Origin of the sequence: Pedobacter sp. MR2016-19, from assembly GCF_014947265.1 — a bacterium.
Taxonomy (GTDB): Bacteria; Bacteroidota; Bacteroidia; order Sphingobacteriales; family Sphingobacteriaceae; genus Pedobacter.
Genome location: NZ_JADCNK010000001.1, coordinates 16117 through 31799, shown reverse-complemented (window position 1 = coordinate 31799; position 15683 = coordinate 16117). Strand labels below are relative to the sequence as shown.

Annotated in this window: 12 protein-coding genes; 6 read left to right on the top strand and 6 right to left on the bottom strand. The window is 38.1% G+C overall.

The window, feature by feature from the left end:
• Positions 1-148: 148 nt before the first annotated feature.
• The 3 genes from IM793_RS00135 to uvrB all read left to right on the top strand — a co-directional run bounded on the left by IM793_RS00135 (position 149) and on the right by uvrB (position 5529).
• Entirely contained in the window at positions 149-733 is a 585-nt protein-coding gene (locus IM793_RS00135; RefSeq protein WP_193419186.1) for a HupE/UreJ family protein, read from the top strand.
• A 10-nt stretch (positions 734-743) separates the two neighbouring features.
• Complete coding sequence (locus tag IM793_RS00130; protein ID WP_193419185.1) at positions 744-3116, top strand: M1 family metallopeptidase; 2373 nt, start codon at positions 744-746, stop codon at positions 3114-3116.
• Positions 3117-3486: 370 nt separating this feature from the next.
• Positions 3487-5529, top strand: a complete 2043-nt coding sequence (uvrB, locus tag IM793_RS00125) for an excinuclease ABC subunit UvrB (protein ID WP_227256082.1) — start codon at positions 3487-3489, stop codon at positions 5527-5529.
• 154 nt (positions 5530-5683) lie between these two features.
• Here uvrB and IM793_RS00120 read toward each other — a convergent pair whose 3' ends face one another.
• Entirely contained in the window at positions 5684-6556 is an 873-nt protein-coding gene (locus IM793_RS00120; RefSeq protein ID WP_193419184.1) for an RDD family protein, read from the bottom strand.
• A gap of 239 nt (positions 6557-6795) precedes the next feature.
• Here IM793_RS00120 and IM793_RS00115 point away from each other — a divergent pair, with 239 nt between their 5' ends.
• Positions 6796-6993, top strand: coding sequence for a YwbE family protein (locus IM793_RS00115; protein ID WP_090497912.1), 198 nt, complete (start codon positions 6796-6798; stop codon positions 6991-6993).
• 127 nt (positions 6994-7120) lie between these two features.
• Positions 7121-7372, top strand: coding sequence for a DUF4834 family protein (locus IM793_RS00110; protein ID WP_121285951.1), 252 nt, complete (start codon positions 7121-7123; stop codon positions 7370-7372).
• Positions 7373-7412: 40 nt separating this feature from the next.
• Here the strand turns inward: IM793_RS00110 and IM793_RS00105 are convergent, their stop codons facing one another.
• The 5 genes from IM793_RS00105 to IM793_RS00085 form a co-directional block, all read right to left on the bottom strand.
• On the bottom strand, positions 7413-7868 hold the full coding sequence (locus IM793_RS00105) for an SRPBCC family protein (RefSeq protein ID WP_193419183.1): 456 nt from the start codon (positions 7866-7868) through the stop codon (positions 7413-7415).
• Positions 7869-7894: 26 nt separating this feature from the next.
• Entirely contained in the window at positions 7895-8818 is a 924-nt protein-coding gene (locus IM793_RS00100; protein ID WP_193419182.1) for a TIGR01777 family oxidoreductase, read from the bottom strand.
• Between the two features lie 6 nt (positions 8819-8824).
• Complete coding sequence (locus IM793_RS00095) at positions 8825-9640, bottom strand: DUF393 domain-containing protein (protein WP_193419181.1); 816 nt, start codon at positions 9638-9640, stop codon at positions 8825-8827.
• A gap of 159 nt (positions 9641-9799) precedes the next feature.
• Entirely contained in the window at positions 9800-10306 is a 507-nt protein-coding gene (locus IM793_RS00090) for a GbsR/MarR family transcriptional regulator (RefSeq protein ID WP_193419180.1), read from the bottom strand.
• Positions 10307-10352: 46 nt separating this feature from the next.
• Entirely contained in the window at positions 10353-11453 is a 1101-nt protein-coding gene (locus IM793_RS00085; protein ID WP_193419179.1) for an alginate lyase family protein, read from the bottom strand.
• A gap of 129 nt (positions 11454-11582) precedes the next feature.
• On the opposite strand from IM793_RS00085, the gene IM793_RS00080 reads away from it, so the two are divergent.
• The gene (locus IM793_RS00080) at positions 11583-14090 is read left to right on the top strand and encodes a YfhO family protein (RefSeq protein WP_193419178.1); all 2508 of its coding nucleotides are present in this window, start codon (positions 11583-11585) and stop codon (positions 14088-14090) included.
• Positions 14091-15683: the final 1593 nt, after the last annotated feature.

Sequence of the window (15683 nt, the reverse complement as noted above, 5' to 3'; positions counted from 1 at the left end):
AACCAAATAATTAGCCTAAATAACAGAAAAAACAGTAACAAATTTAGGATTTATGCTTTTGTTTAAGGAATACCTAGGGTTTTTGCAATTAAAAATATAATTTTAACTATTGTAAACTATTTTATGCCCAATTTTAGCTTATTATTTCATGCCGTTACAAGATTTTATCTTTTATTTTAAATTGGGTTGGGAGCATATTATCAGTGCCGACGCTTTAGATCACCAGCTGTTTGTTTTAGCCCTGGTGGCTATTTACAGTTATGTTAATTTAAAGCAGGTACTTATATTGGTTACGGCCTTTACCGTAGGCCACTCATTTACCTTACTTTTAAGCGTATTGGATATCATCAGGTTTGATAGTAAGTGGGTAGAGTTTTTGATTCCCTGTACCATTGTGATTACGGCGATCAGCAATTTGTTCAGAAAAAATTTCTCCTTAAAATCCATTAAGATTAATTATTTTTTGGCATTGGGTTTTGGATTGATCCATGGCATGGGTTTCGCTAATTCCATCAGGATTATGCTGGCAAAAGACCAGAACATTGGCTGGGGATTATTCGGCTTTAATGTAGGGCTTGAGGCAGGACAGATTTTTATGGTGATTATCATTCTTTTAATTACTTTTTTAATTTTCAATTACACCCGCATAAAACGTATGAGCTGGGTTTTATTTATATCAGCAGCCGTATTCAGCCTGGCTTTAAAGATGGCTTTAGAACGAATTCCTTTTTAATAAACATATAATGAATAAACTATTTACTTTAACCGGCTTGCTATTTCTTTCTGGAAGTTTAGCTATGGCTCAAAATATTCAGAATAACCCTGGGAGCAATCACGGTAATAAGTTTGAGCAGTTGGGTACTATTTTGCCAACACCAAACGAACAGCGCACAGCCAGTGGCGCACCCGGCGTTAAATACTGGCAGCAACGTGCCGATTATAACATCAAATGTGAGCTGGATGAAAAAAACCTGTTACTTACGGGATCTGAAACCGTAACCTATACCAACAATTCTCCTGATCCTCTAACTTATATCTGGCTGCAGCTTGATGAAAATGAGCATAGTACCGATAAGAATGCCAACTATCAGGATGCAACAAGAATGCCAACCGTAGGAAGTATCCAGTCTTTAGATGAGCTGAGTTCGAAAGCAAACAATGGCAATGGCATCAACATTTCCAAATTAACAGATGCTGCTGGCAAAAACCTAAAATATACGGTTAACAAAACCATGATGAGGATTGATTTACCAGTAGCTTTAAGAACCGGACAGAAATTTATCTTTAACATAGACTGGAACTACAAAATTACCGACAGGATGAGTGTTGGTGGGCGTGGTGGTTACGAGTTTTTCCCGGCAGATGGCAATTACCTGTTTACCATGACACAGTGGTATCCACGTTTGTGTGTGTACAGCGATTTTCAAGGCTGGCAAAACCACCAGTTTACAGGAAGAGGCGAGTTTGCTTTAACTTTTGGCGATTTTAAAGTACAGATGACTGTTCCTGCTGACCACCTTGTTGGTTCAACTGGCGAATGTATCAACTATAGCGCTGTTTTAAACCCTACGCAGTTAAGCAGGTACAATGCTGCAAAAACGGCGGCTGCACCTGTAGAGATTCAAACTTTGGCTGAAGCTAAAATAGCGGAGACCAAAAAATCAACCGCTAAAAAAACCTGGGTTTTCAATGCCAGTAATGTTCGTGATTTTGCATGGACTTCTTCCCGTAAATTTATCTGGGATGCCATGCCACAAAAAATCCAGGCCAACAACAATACCGTAATGTGTATGAGTTTTTATGGGAAAGAAGCTTACAGCCTGTACAGTAAATTTTCTACTCGTGCAGTAGCACATACCATTAAAACCTATTCAGACTTTACCATTCCTTACCCTTACCCGGTTGCGCAAAGTATCGAAGCAGCCAATGGAATGGAATATCCGATGATTTGTTTTAACTATGGCCGTACCGATGTAGATGGAACTTATAGCGAAAGCACCAAAAACGGAATGCTTGGTGTAATTATCCATGAGGTTGGGCACAACTTTTTCCCGATGATTGTAAATAGCGACGAACGTCAATGGACCTGGATGGATGAAGGTTTGAACTCGTTTGTTGAATATTTAACCGAAGAGCTTTGGGATAACAAATTTCCAAGTAAAAAAGGGCCTGCCTTCACCATTGTTGATTATATGAAACTGCCTAAAGATGAGTTAGAGCCCATTATGACCAACTCTGAAAACATTGCGCGTTTTGGCCCAAATGCTTATTCAAAGCCTGCTACAGGCCTGAATATACTTCGCGAAACCATTATGGGCAGAGAACTATTCGATTACGCATTTAAAGAATATGCAAAAAGATGGGCATTTAAACATCCACAACCAGCAGATCTTTTCCGTACCATGGAAGATGCCAGTGGTGAAGATTTAGATTGGTTTTGGCGAGGTTGGTTTTATGGAACAGATCCATGCGACATTTCGTTAGACAGTGTGAAATTTGCTAAAGCAGACTTCCCTAAAGAACTTCCGGCGGCAAGATCAAGAATGATAAAAATTGATAAACCGATGGTTAATGCTTTTGAGGATATTTCAAAAATCAGAAACCGCGAGGACAAGAAAATTAGCTTTTATGTAGATAAAAATGCTGCTGCACAGGATTTTTATTATAAATACGATAGAGGAATGGTGACCGTAGATACTACAGTGGCTACTAAAACAACTCTTCCATTTTCTGCGGATGTTGTTCCGGAAGCAGAAAAAAGCAAGTACGATAATAAGTTCTTATACGAATTAAGTTTTAGCAATAAGGGAGGTTTAGTGATGCCGATTATTGTAGAATTTACCTATAAAGATGGTACAAAAGAACTTGACCGTATTCCGGCACAAATATGGAGACATAATGAATTGAAAACCTCTAAATTTTATGTAAAAGATAAAGAAGTGGCTTCTGTTTTAATAGATCCTTTACTCGAAACTGCTGATATTGACACCTCAAATAATACATGGGGAGGCAAAGTAAAAGAAAGCAAGTTTAAGGCTTACAAAATGAAGGCAAGCACTACTGTAAGGGGTCAATCGGTTGGTAAAAACCCTATGCAGGCAGCTGCGGAGAAATAATAATTTTATCGTCATTTCGAGCAGACCGGATAGCTAGCTATCGGGTGCAAGCGCAGTTCAGAAATCTACCATAGATCTCTCCATTCCGCTGAGCTTCATCCATAGCTATCGGATAGAGATGACAACACTTATAAAAATCCCCGTTGAAGAAAATTCAACGGGGATTTTTTTATTATCAACCTAGTAAATCAAAAGTTAAACTTTCGATTTACTAGGTTGATAGCCATTTAAACGCTCTAAACGTGATATTTAATTTTTGGCATAAATCATTTATATAATCTTAAAACTTTTATTAACCGGTCAATCTCCAACTTTCCTGACTTTTGCCTGTTTTACTGTTTAATCCCTAAATCGTATATTTGATATACTCATGAAATTTAAAATCACCTCAGAATATCAACCTACCGGAGATCAGCCTAGTGCCATTAAACAGCTGGTTGATGGCGTAAATGCTAACGAACATTATCAAACTTTATTGGGCGTTACCGGATCAGGAAAAACGTTTACCGTGGCCAATGTAATTGAGCAGACCCAAAAGCCTACTTTGATTTTAAGTCACAATAAAACCTTGGCGGCACAGCTTTATGGAGAGTTTAAAAATTTCTTTCCTGAAAACTCGGTAAACTACTTTGTATCCTATTACGATTATTATCAGCCAGAGGCCTTTATCGCTTCCAGTAATACTTATATCGAAAAGGATTTAAGTATTAACGAGGAAATTGAGAAACTGCGTTTACGTACCACCTCATCGCTAATGAGCGGTAGGCGCGACATTATCGTGGTATCATCCATCTCATGCATTTATGGTATGGGTAATCCAGAAGATTTTTCCCGGATGGTTTTCCGCTTTGGTGTAGGGCTTCGGATTTCGAGAAATGCATTTTTACATAGTTTGGTGGAGATTTTATATTCGCGTACCACAACCGAATTTAAAAGGGGCACTTTCAGGGTAAAGGGCGATACCGTGGATATTTATCCGGCCTATCTCGATCATGCCTACCGCATTTCTTTTTTCGGCGATGATATTGAAGAGCTTTCGGCAATCGACCCCGTTTCAGGCAAAACCCTCGAAAAACTGGAAGATATGGCTATTTATCCGGCCAACCTTTTTGTTACGCCAAAAGACCGCTTTAATCAATCTATTTGGGGTATACAGGAAGAATTGGAGATCCGTAAAAACCAATTGATTGCCGATAGACACTTATTGGAAGCCAAAAGGCTGGAAGAACGGACCAATTTCGATATTGAAATGATGAAAGAATTGGGCTATTGTTCAGGGATTGAAAACTATTCGCGTTTCTTTGATGGAAGGCAGCCTGGTATGCGTCCTTTCTGTCTGCTGGATTATTTCCCTGAAGATTATTTAATGGTAATTGACGAAAGTCATGTTACCGTTCCGCAGATCAGGGCCATGTATGGTGGAGATAGATCAAGAAAATTATCTTTGGTTGAATATGGATTCCGTTTGCCGGCCGCATTGGATAACCGCCCTTTAAATTTTAATGAATTCGAAGCCCTTGCACCACAAACCATTTATGTGAGTGCAACACCTGCAGAATATGAATTGGAAAAATCAGAAGGCGTGGTGGTAGAGCAGGTAATCAGGCCAACCGGATTATTGGATCCTGTTATAGAGATCAGACCTGCCATTAACCAGGTTGATGATCTTTTGGATGAAATAGACATTACCATAAAAGACGGCGGACGTATTTTGGTTACTACCCTAACCAAACGCATGGCTGAAGAATTGACAAAATATCTTGATCGCCTAAACATTAAAACCAGGTACATCCACTCCGAAATTAAAACTTTAGAACGGGTAGAAATTCTGCGCGGCTTACGTTTAGGGGAATTTGATGTTTTAGTAGGTATTAACCTGCTGCGTGAAGGTTTGGACTTACCGGAGGTTACTCTGGTTGCTATTTTAGATGCAGATAAAGAAGGTTTCTTACGGTCTGAAAAATCGCTGATTCAAACCATCGGCCGTGCGGCCCGTAACGATAAAGGGCGTGTAATTATGTATGCTGATGGCATTACAGATAGTATGGAAAAAACCATCTCTGAAACGAACAGACGTAGAGATATACAGATTGCATACAACCTTGAACATGGCATTACACCAAAAACTGTCGGAAAATCAAGAGAAGCAATTTTAGAGCAGACATCGGTACTCGATTTCTCTCAAAAAGCAAGCGACAATAAAGCCAGGGCTTATGTAGAAAATGCAGAAATCAGTATTGCTGCTGATCCCATTGTGCAGTATATGGGTAAGGCCGAACTGCAAAGGGCAATTGATACTACCCGTAAGGATATGCAGAAAGCAGCAAAAGATATGGACTTTTTGCAAGCTGCAAAGCTGCGCGACGAAATGTTTGCACTAGAGAAAATGTTTAACGAAAAGTTTTCAAAATAACTTAGAGCCTGTTTAAAAATTAGATAAAATTAATTCGTATGTCAGTCTGAGCATAGTCGAAGACCATTTCAACGCATTAATAAAAGTAATCAATTACGCTCAGGGTGACAGCAAAAGGCTATGTAATATTTGCTGTAAAAATTTAAACAGGCTCTTAGTCGTTCTCGTTTTTAAAGGATTTATCGGCTTTTACAATATAGGTTTCTGTTAGACTATCATGCCAGCCTCTGTAGAGAAAAATAAAAGAAAATGCATCAAAAGGTATTAGTCGGGCAAATGTTCGCCCTATTCTTTGTCGGACTGAGGGTTGTTCCGCTGTTTCGTTAACGATTATATTGCTAAATATTATTTTACCTATAGATGTATTAAAAATACCCTCGCTTATTAAGTAATAAAAAGTTAAACTGAAGTATACAGGCAAATAAATCTCGTCTTGATAATTGAAAAAATAACCTATTGCAGACAGAAAATTATTCTCGCTTCTAACTAAAACAAAAATAATTCGATCAATAAAATCAATATTATAGTAAAGAAAACAAAAAACAAAAATTACATCTATAATTCGATGCAGTAGACGCTGCACCTTGTTTATTTCTGTAAATTCAAACTCATTATTCAGCTCTGTTACTTTTGGTTTAAGCTGTTTTTGTAGGTGAAAAAGTATGTAAGAATCCAGTGCAACTGTTACGATCCCCATCAGAAAATATTTTGTCTCCGTTTTGAGAATTAAATCCTGATTATCTGATACTGCATTCAACATTCTGATCAGAAAAAAAAATATCTGTGAAAAAATGGAATACAAAAGTACAATTCTCAATAAAGCGGATTTTTTATATTTCGAAAAAACATAAATCAATATTCCCAATAAATTAATAAAAAGAATTATTGGATAGATGTAATTTGTAATATAAAATGAGGAACCTTTTTTAGCTATCTGTAACAAATGGGAGAAGAAATCTATAGAACTTATAATATTATATAAAAAGACGGCAATTAATAATGTTAAAATAATTAGATTTTTTTTCATATGGATAATTTGAGGCGAACTCTAAGGTATTTATTTTTAATAATTATTAGAAATTTTAACTCGAAATATGTACTTAATGAAAAGTTCGGCAAGTAACGATTTGGTTTTAAAGATTGATTTTTATATCATTTAAATTAGAATTGCCGGGTAAGAAACCGGAAATAGATTTTAGTAAATTACCTTTACATTCAAAATAATTATAGATTTTTGATGTTTTCATCATCAAACAATAAAGCACAATGGACGGTCAAAACAGAAAGGACATTTATCCGGGCTTAGAAGTCGGGATTATATTGAAGAAAGATCAGCGGTCTGGAAACATCACTTATGGTGTAGTGAAAGATCTGCTTACTTCATCTGCCTTTCATTCCAGGGGGATAAAAGTGAGGCTCGAGGATGGGCAGGTAGGCCGCGTAGCAGAAATAGTTGAAGATTAATCGCAATATTAAAACCTTTATGGCCTTATTTGCGTATTATATTTGTAATCGGATTGCAATTAAAGGCTAAAAAAGTAACAAAATAAATGTTACGACGTCTATATTTGTAACAACAGTAATTTAAAGAATGGCATTAGTAAAATTCATTTTCATCACAATATTGGTACTTTGGCTGATCAGAATGTTGATTAAGTTAATTCTGCCAATGCTGTTTAATAACCTGGCCAGCAAAATGCAGAGCCAGGCAACAGGGCAGCAACAACAACAAAGACGGTCAAAACCTGAAGGTTCTATTTCAATAGATTATATGCCTCCAAAGCCAGATCAGAGTAAAACAGATAAACTCGGCGACTTCGTAGACTACGAAGAAGTGAAATAAAACTAAACCCTGAACTTGTTTCAGGGTTTTTTGTTTAAATTCAATATGTAATTTCAGCCTGAAATTTGATTACCTTATTTCTTTTCTCAATGAGTTTCAACATATAATTTTTGAGAAATATTTTTTCTGCTAACCAGCCTAATAAGCCAAACGGTGCCTGAAACTCAAAAATATCAGTCATCTCTGTTTGAGTATCTATAAATTTAAACTGATGCTGGTGATGGAGTTTTTTAAAAGGTCCCTTAATCATCTCGTCAATGAAAAAAGTTGGATATTCCATCGCGCTAATCTTATTGGTCATTTCAAATGAAATGCCAAAGTGCATGGCTTTCCAGGTAACTGATTCATCCAGGTCGATCAGACCACTATTTTTTCCGGCTATTGCTTTTTCTTCAGACGATTGCATCGACTGTAAATGAAGATCAATACTTCTGGATAAATCAAAACAGCGCCGAATCGGTGCATTAATCAATGTTTTTAAGATAATTGTGGGCATATACGTCCGTTTCGGTTACAATTACCTTATTGCTTTCCGCTCAATGCTGCCATTGCCTGATCAATCTTTCCGTATTTAAAATCAAAGCCACTATGTAGCAGCACTGCTGGCTTAACCCACCTGCTTTTTAAAATCAGTTCCGTTTCCGTTCCGATAATTTTTGCACCAATAGCCAATAGCCATGCTGGAGCAGGCAAGCCGAAATTGCGACCAAAGGCTTTTCTGATGCTACGCATAAAAACATGGTTTTTAATCACTTCAGGTGCTGTGCAGTTTACAATTCCTTCAATTTCAGGGTGATTAAGGAGCCATGCTATGCTACCTGCAGCATCCTCTTCGTGAACCCAGCTCATGTACTGTTCGCCATTGCCCTGTTTACCGCCCATACCCAATTTCACCAGGTTAAGTAAGCGGGGAAACGCCCCATCTTTCAGACCTAAAACAATGCCCATTCTAAGGGCTATTTTTCGGGTATTGGGCATTTCTGTTTCAAAAAAGCTATTTTCCCAGGCTTTGCAAACCTCGATAGAGAAACCTTCACCGATTTCGCCTGTTAACTCATCTTGTGGATGGTCTTCGGCATGGCGGTAAATGGTTGCAGAAGTAATATTGATCCAAAGTTTTGGCGGATTTTCCATTTCTCCGATCGCTCTGCCCAGTAATCGGGTGGGAATCAATCTTGAATCAAAAATTTCTTTTTTGTTTCTTTCAGTATACCTGCAGTTTACATTTTTGCCGCAAAGGTTAACCAGGAGGTCGGCCCCTTGTAAGCTGTACACCCACTCACCCATGTTTTTGCCATCCCATACCAACGTTTTAATATTGCCCGTTTCAGCTTGTGCTTTTCTGGACAGAATGATCACTTCATCAGCCAGGCTGCTAAAATATTTCGCTAATACACTGCCTAAATAACCATTTCCGCCGGCCAGTACAATTTTTCTGTATTTCATGATAGATTATAAAATTAAGATTAAACCCAAAACAATTAAGCGGTAAAGCGCCCAGGTAATGCTCATCAACCAACCTAGCTTTAATAATTTACTTCTACGGATATGTTCTAAAAACATCAATCCTGCAACCATTAAAAAGTATAACAGATAAAATAAAGGCAGAAAGCTGATGTATTTTGCCAGAATTATAATGGGCAAGAGTAGAAGTGAACCTGCGAAAGAAATGGTCATCATATTCCCTAAGTAATCCCAAAGCTTTTCTTTTCTATAAAAGCGAATGATTGCACCCTGGAAAAATAGCTGGCCACCACAGATTAAGTATTCGCGGTACTTACTACCCAGTGGTACAAAACCAGTAAGCAGATGTGCATAATCTGTTAATATATAAGCGGTAATAAACCAGGTTAAAAGCAAGAATGCGATTCGGTAATGAAGTTTGAAAGTTGGCTGTAATGTGTTTTCTTTTACTGCAGCTGGTATAATTACTTTACGGGTGTAAGAAATAAATGCATAAAATTTCCTCATCAGATAAACAAATGGACTGAACAAAAACAATGGCTTAAAAAAGGGCATAGCGTATGCAATAATTTTGAATAAACTCTGGATGCCGTAAGTAACTTCACCGGTTTCTGTATTAACCAGTGCAATTTCATTGGCAGCCCTTTGCCGGTCTACCAGTGGGCAAATATTTTGGGGCATCTCCTGGTAAGCTTCACGACCATCTTGAGCCAGCATACCTGTTTTTACAAAGGCCTTAGTATAGGCATAACACATCGGACATTCATTGTCAAATAAAATTACATGGTTTTTAAGTGTTTTCATTTTATTTAAATTTTAATACTTTCAGTAAAATATGAAAGTTATGATTAAAAAATAAAGCCGAACAATAGGTAAGGCTTTTTTTAAGGTCTAGGGTAAATCTGTCTTGATTACTTGCTGCTTCTATCTTGCTACTCTTGTCTCACATCTCCCCTCTCAAATCTATTTAAACACCTTCAGCACCGAACCCCAGAACCAGCTTTCTTCTGCCTTAAGCATCGTTTCTAAAGTCTTATCTACGTTTCCGGCCAGTTTGTTAATATCGTTTATTGACTTTTTGAAAGTTTTAAATTCCGGGTCTTTTTCATCCCCCACTACCGTTGATAGTTCATTTAAAACTTTCAAAACTGGCTCCAACTCTCTTTTTTTACGCTCTTTAGCTACCTGCCGGGCAATATTCCAAACATCCTTATCAGCAAAAAAGTATTCTTTCCGCTCACCTGCCTTATGTTGCTTTTCAATCAATCCCCAACCAATCAGGTCGCGGAGGGTCATGTTTGCATTGCCCCTCGAAATACTGAGCTGCTCCATAATTTCTTCGGTGGTTAATGCTTCTGGCGAAATTAATAACAGCGCATGTACCTGGGCCATGGTGCGGTTAATTCCCCATTCTGAGCCTAATTTGCCCCAGGCTTCTATAAACTTTAATTTTGCTGCTGCTAATTCCATGTACAAATATAAAGTTATTTTTAAACTTTCAAAAATTATTGAAAGTTTATTTGTTTGGAGAATATTTGCTATCGCGTTGAATCTCATCCAGCACCGTCTGCCAGTTAGCCTCATTGTTATTTACTTTTTTTAACAGATCAGCCTGTGTCCTATCGAAATAGACAGATAGTTTTAATACGGGCAAAGCCAGGCTGGGTTTAAACATTGTCCCGGGAGCAAATCCAGGCTCATTGTTCCTGGCACGGTCGCGGTCGAATTTAACGGTTGTATTTACGTATTCTTCGTGTTGTTTTTCACCATTGAGGTATGGGATCAGCCATTCTACAGATTTTTTGATCGAAGATCCTTTAGGCGACTCATAAGTATAAAAATTAGCCCCATTTGCCCTATCAATTATAATGGCCAGTTTTAACATAGGTTCCAGGTCATAAATATGGTAATGCATCGCATCGCGCTCTTTAAAATCCAAACTTGTTCCGTCGGGATATAAATTGATATTGATGTGGCTTTTTAAATTGTCTATGGCCCACCTGATCAAATCCTGATTGTTTAAAGTATAACCGATTTCACCAACTTCTTTTAGGCGGTGCGCGTTCCAGTTGTTAATGGCAGTGGCCCTGCCCGCTTTCATCCGTTTGCTGTTAATTTCTGCCCAAGCCGTTTCGGTAAGCCATTGTTCAATCTGTTGTTTATCTGTACCTGGGATATCTTTTTTAATCAGATCGTAAGCTTCAATGGCTTTATCCAGATTGGTGTCGTCAATAGGATCGCCATTTGGTTTATTAATTTTGGCCCATGCACCAAGAAATTCTACACATTTGTTTAAATATTTTTGATCATCGGTAATCCGGTATTGTAAGGCCAATGCAAACATTTTGTTCATGTCTGCCAGGGCTAACCTGGTTTTTTCTTTTTTTGGATTTCCCTTTAATAAGCCTTCAGTCCGGATGGTATCAATTGGGTTTGGTTGTGCGGTTAAATAAATTAATGTCGATTTTTCAAAGCCCAGGTATAGTTTTTTGGTTTCCCCGTCATTTTTGATCTGTATTTTTAGCTTTTTGATTTCATCATTATTTAAACTGACCAGCTGCGAAAACGAGGAAAAAGATAATAAAGCAAGAGCAATTGTAACGACAAACTTTCTCATAATAAATAGGTTGAATTTTTATTCTTTATGGCAAATCTAATTTTTTATTCAGCATGCATTTAATTTATTGCTTTTTTATACCGCCCAATTTTTTATTTTTGACATTCGTTTAAACTTAAACAAACCTTAATGAATAACTGGTTTAATAAAAATGGCATTCACTTAGCCATTATTGCATTTTTTGTAGTCATCACTTTTGCCTACTTCAGTCCTGTTTTGGTAGGTAAAGCCCCTGCGCAAAGCGATGTGATCCAATCGCAAGCGATGCAGAAGGAAATTATGGACTTTAAAGAAAAGGATGGAAAGGCACCACTTTGGACCAACCAGATGTTTGGCGGCATGCCCGCCTATCAAATTTGGGTACCTTATGCCTATAATGGGGCTACTTATGGAATTGCTTTAATTACTAAAGCCTTGCCAAATCCAACAGGTACGGTTCTTCTGTTGCTTTTAGGCGCTTATTTCTTGTTTATTGTGTTAAAGGTTAATCCATGGCTCGCTGCGGCAGGTGCAATTGCCTTTACATTTACCATGTACAATTTTGTGTTAATTGCAAGTGGGCATAGTAGTAAGGCATTAGCAATTGGTTTTTTCGCGCCAATAATAGCTAGTATATTGTTAACCTTAAGGGGCAGATATTGGTATGGAGCTAGTTTAACGGCGCTATTTTTAGCCCTTGAAATAAGAACTAACCACGTTCAAATGACGTATTATTTGATGTTGGCTATTTTTATATTTGTTATTGTAGAATTTTACCAGGCATTTAAGAATAAAACCGTTTCAAATCTATTAAAATCGTTTTCTTTTCTTGCTTTTTCGGTGGCTATTGCTTTAATGATTAACGCAAGTTTATTATGGTCTACCGCAGAATATGCGAAAGAAACAAACCGTGGAAAATCTAACCTAACTGCTACAGAAGCTGCACCAGCGGAAAAAGGAACAGGTATGTCGAAAGAGTATGCTTACCAATGGAGCCAGGGGGTTGGGGAGAGTTTTACCTTTTTAATTCCAGATTTATACGGTGGTGCTTCAGGAGTAGATAAGTTGGTGAAGCCAGATGGAAACATGTATAAAGCTGTTTCTGAAATTACAGGCGGTGACCCAACTCAAACTTCACAAGCTATTCAGCAGTTGGGTGGACAACTAAATATGCAACAGTATTGGGGTGAGAAACCATTTACCCAGGGGGGCTATTATTTCGGTGCAATTATCTGTTTCTTATTTGTTTTCGGCTTATTCGTTGTTCGCAGTCGGTTAAAGTGGTGGATATTGGTAACAACAGTTTTATTTATTTTGCTTTCTTTTGGACGTCACTTCCCTTTTATAAGTGATCTGTTCTTCGATTATTTCCCGCTTTATAATAAATTCAGAGCGGTTGAATCAATTTTGGCAGTAGTTGGTTTAATGGTTCCAATATTGGCCATTTTAGCGATCAAGGAAATCCAGGATGGGAATACAGATCAAAAGGTATTGATCAAGAAATTAACCTGGTCTGCTGCTATTACTGGTGGTTTTGCTTTAATTGTAGCCATCGTGCCTACAATGTTCTTCAGTTTTAAAGCATCAAACCATATGCAGATTGTGCAGGCTTTAACGCAGACTTTGCAAAATAATGCTGCCGTTGCACAAAAGATAGCGAATGGATTAGTTGACGACAGAATTGCAATAGGACGTGCAGATGCTTTACGCTCGTTCTTTTTTGTGGTTATTGGTTTCGGAATAGTTTGGGCATTTATTACCAAAAAATTAAATGCACAATTGGCTTTAGGCTTATTAGGGCTAGCTATTTTGGTCGATATGTGGCAGGTGGATCGCAGGTATTTAAATAACCAGAACTTTGAATACAAAAAAACAGCTTCAGACTTTTTTAAGCCAAGAGACGTTGATAATTTTATCATGGCTGATAAAGATCCGAATTTTAGGGTATTCGATGCTTCTATAAGTACTTTTAGCGATGCCAGTACCTCTAATTTTCATAAAACAATAGGGGGTTATCATGCCGCTAAACTAAAGCGTTTTGATGAACTTATTCAGCATCAATTTACCAAAAGTATTAACCAGGACGTTCTGGATATGTTAAATACCAAGTACATTATTACACAGGATCCTCAGAACGGATCGTATAAAATGCAACGTAACGCTACGGCTGCAGGTAACGCATGGTTTGTACAAAGTGTTCAGTTTGCTAAAAACGCTGACGAAGAAATGAAGGCAATCAGCAGTTTTGATGCGAAGAAGGAAGCTATTGTTGATGAAAGTTTCAAAAATTCGATTGATACCAAACGTTTAGGAACTGGCCAGGAAGGTTTTATTAAATTAACGAACTACAACCCTGATCATTTAACTTACGAATATTCAACCGCCAAAGACGTGATAGCAGTATTTTCAGAAATCTATTATAATAAAGGCTGGAAAATGTATATCGACGGTGTTGAGAAGCCATACTTCAGGGCCGATTATGTTTTACGTGCAGCGCAGTTAGAGGCAGGTAACCATAAACTTGAGTTTATTTTCCATCCAAGATCTTATTATACCGGAGAGAAGATCTCTTTGGCAGGATCGATCTTGTTATTGGCCGGATTGGGCTTTGGATTTTATTCAGAAGAAAAGAAGAAAAAGAAAGCGGTTAAAGCTTAAACTTCTTTAAATAGATTTACGCCCCGTAGGATTCAATCTTACGGGGTTTTTTGTTACCAGAATTTTTTGCAGCGGTTTCTGCCACGGAAACACAGAAGCACGGAATATCTCCCTCGGTTTGTCATCCTGAGGGGTAATTTATTGTATAAAAATCAATATAATTGACAGAGGGTTTTAGTGCTATGTTCCGGCGAGGCTTTTTCAACCGACAGCCTGCCCCGATTTTCGGGGAAGAAATCTTACAACTATCGCGAGTAGCGAGCGCTTTAAGGCTGCTTCGTGCCTTATGATGACGATCTTTCTATTGGGGCTGTCAATGGTAGCGTAGTCGAAATGCTTTATTAATGCGTTGTAAATAGGTCTTCGACAACCCGCTCTGTCCGTAGCGTTAAGCATAGCGTCTCTAATGGATACAAAGAATAAAATTGAGTTTATAAACTCAATAGAAACGAGTCACAGACTCTTTTCTATTATTAATCCTTAGAACCCTTCTGAACGCTACAGACAGACACGAACAAATTGCATTTCTGCTGTCCGTGCCAAAAATTACGAAGCTCTTTTTTTGCCCGCTTCACCATAATTTTTTATATTAGATTAATCAAAAGCGATGATAACCCAAATCAATCCGTCTGATTAAAGATCCCCCCCAAAAAAAATATTCCAAGTCCACCTTTACGCCACATTTACCCCACGTTTATGCCACCTTTCGGCCAGGCTTGCTTAACACCTGCTTGCACACTGCTTAACCCTTGCTTTGGTTGAGTGATGCCCCTGCTGGAGATCAGGTAGATCAAAGATTTGACTCGCTTTAGATCGGCAGGCTAACAATAGCTAAATAAAAGGTAAAGGGAAAGTTATCTTAAGGTATTGTTGGTGTATCACTGTGTCGAAGCAGCCTGGTTATAGAAACAATAAACGGCTGTTCGGAGTTTTTTTTATCCCCGCGCTGTCCGTAGCGTTAAGCACAGCGTCTCTAAGGATACAAGAATAAAGAGGCTGTATCAAAAATATTTATGCTGGTCCACTAAGCAAATTATATTTTGAGACGTCGTCATTCCCAATTTAATTGGGAATCCTAATGCTATTGCAGCGCGCTTTAAGATTAGCTTCGCTGAGCACTTCGTGGTTCCCGCTTGTGCCTATCGTGTGGACACATGTTTTAAGTATTTTTAGGCGTTTTGCTAACCAACTTTAATAAAGCACAGTCTTCACCGAAGGACGCCGTCAACCCCAAGTGGCGGGAGAATCAAAAAAACAGGTGCACAATGGCCCAAATAGCATAACCAAACCTGAAACGCAGTGGTTTTGTGTTCATTAGCATTGAATTCAAAATTTAATATAAATTGAACACAAAACGAAGTGCCACTGTTTTTTTGATGAGCGTGGGCGGTGAGAAGCCACATTGCTGGATTGACAAAGCGCTTTGGGTACTTTGGCGCTGCAAAGTACCATGCCCCGCGGCAAAGAGCGGAAAAAATCAACATTTATCCCCAAAACTATTGCTTCTTAAGGAATGAGGACCAGTTAATGGCGGGGAAGATGCTGACCACGCAGTAGCTACATGACAATTGAAAATACTAACTTCTACTTGTA

What these genes read in the sequence shown, in the direction of transcription:
- IM793_RS00105 (WP_193419183.1), bottom strand. Translation starts at nt 7,868, where the DNA reads ATGCCCACAATTATCTTAAAAACATTGATTAATGCACCGATTCGGCGC.
- IM793_RS00135 (WP_193419186.1), top strand. Translation starts at nt 149, where the DNA reads ATGCCGTTACAAGATTTTATCTTTTATTTTAAATTGGGTTGGGAGCAT.
- IM793_RS00115 (WP_090497912.1), top strand. Translation starts at nt 6,796, where the DNA reads ATGGACGGTCAAAACAGAAAGGACATTTATCCGGGCTTAGAAGTCGGG.
- IM793_RS00130 (WP_193419185.1), top strand. Translation starts at nt 744, where the DNA reads ATGAATAAACTATTTACTTTAACCGGCTTGCTATTTCTTTCTGGAAGT.
- IM793_RS00120 (WP_193419184.1), bottom strand. Translation starts at nt 6,556, where the DNA reads ATGAAAAAAAATCTAATTATTTTAACATTATTAATTGCCGTCTTTTTA.
- IM793_RS00085 (WP_193419179.1), bottom strand. Translation starts at nt 11,453, where the DNA reads ATGAGAAAGTTTGTCGTTACAATTGCTCTTGCTTTATTATCTTTTTCC.
- IM793_RS00090 (WP_193419180.1), bottom strand. Translation starts at nt 10,306, where the DNA reads ATGGAATTAGCAGCAGCAAAATTAAAGTTTATAGAAGCCTGGGGCAAA.
- IM793_RS00080 (WP_193419178.1), top strand. Translation starts at nt 11,583, where the DNA reads ATGAATAACTGGTTTAATAAAAATGGCATTCACTTAGCCATTATTGCA.
- IM793_RS00110 (WP_121285951.1), top strand. Translation starts at nt 7,121, where the DNA reads ATGGCATTAGTAAAATTCATTTTCATCACAATATTGGTACTTTGGCTG.
- IM793_RS00100 (WP_193419182.1), bottom strand. Translation starts at nt 8,818, where the DNA reads ATGAAATACAGAAAAATTGTACTGGCCGGCGGAAATGGTTATTTAGGC.
- IM793_RS00095 (WP_193419181.1), bottom strand. Translation starts at nt 9,640, where the DNA reads ATGAAAACACTTAAAAACCATGTAATTTTATTTGACAATGAATGTCCG.
- uvrB (WP_227256082.1), top strand. Translation starts at nt 3,487, where the DNA reads ATGAAATTTAAAATCACCTCAGAATATCAACCTACCGGAGATCAGCCT.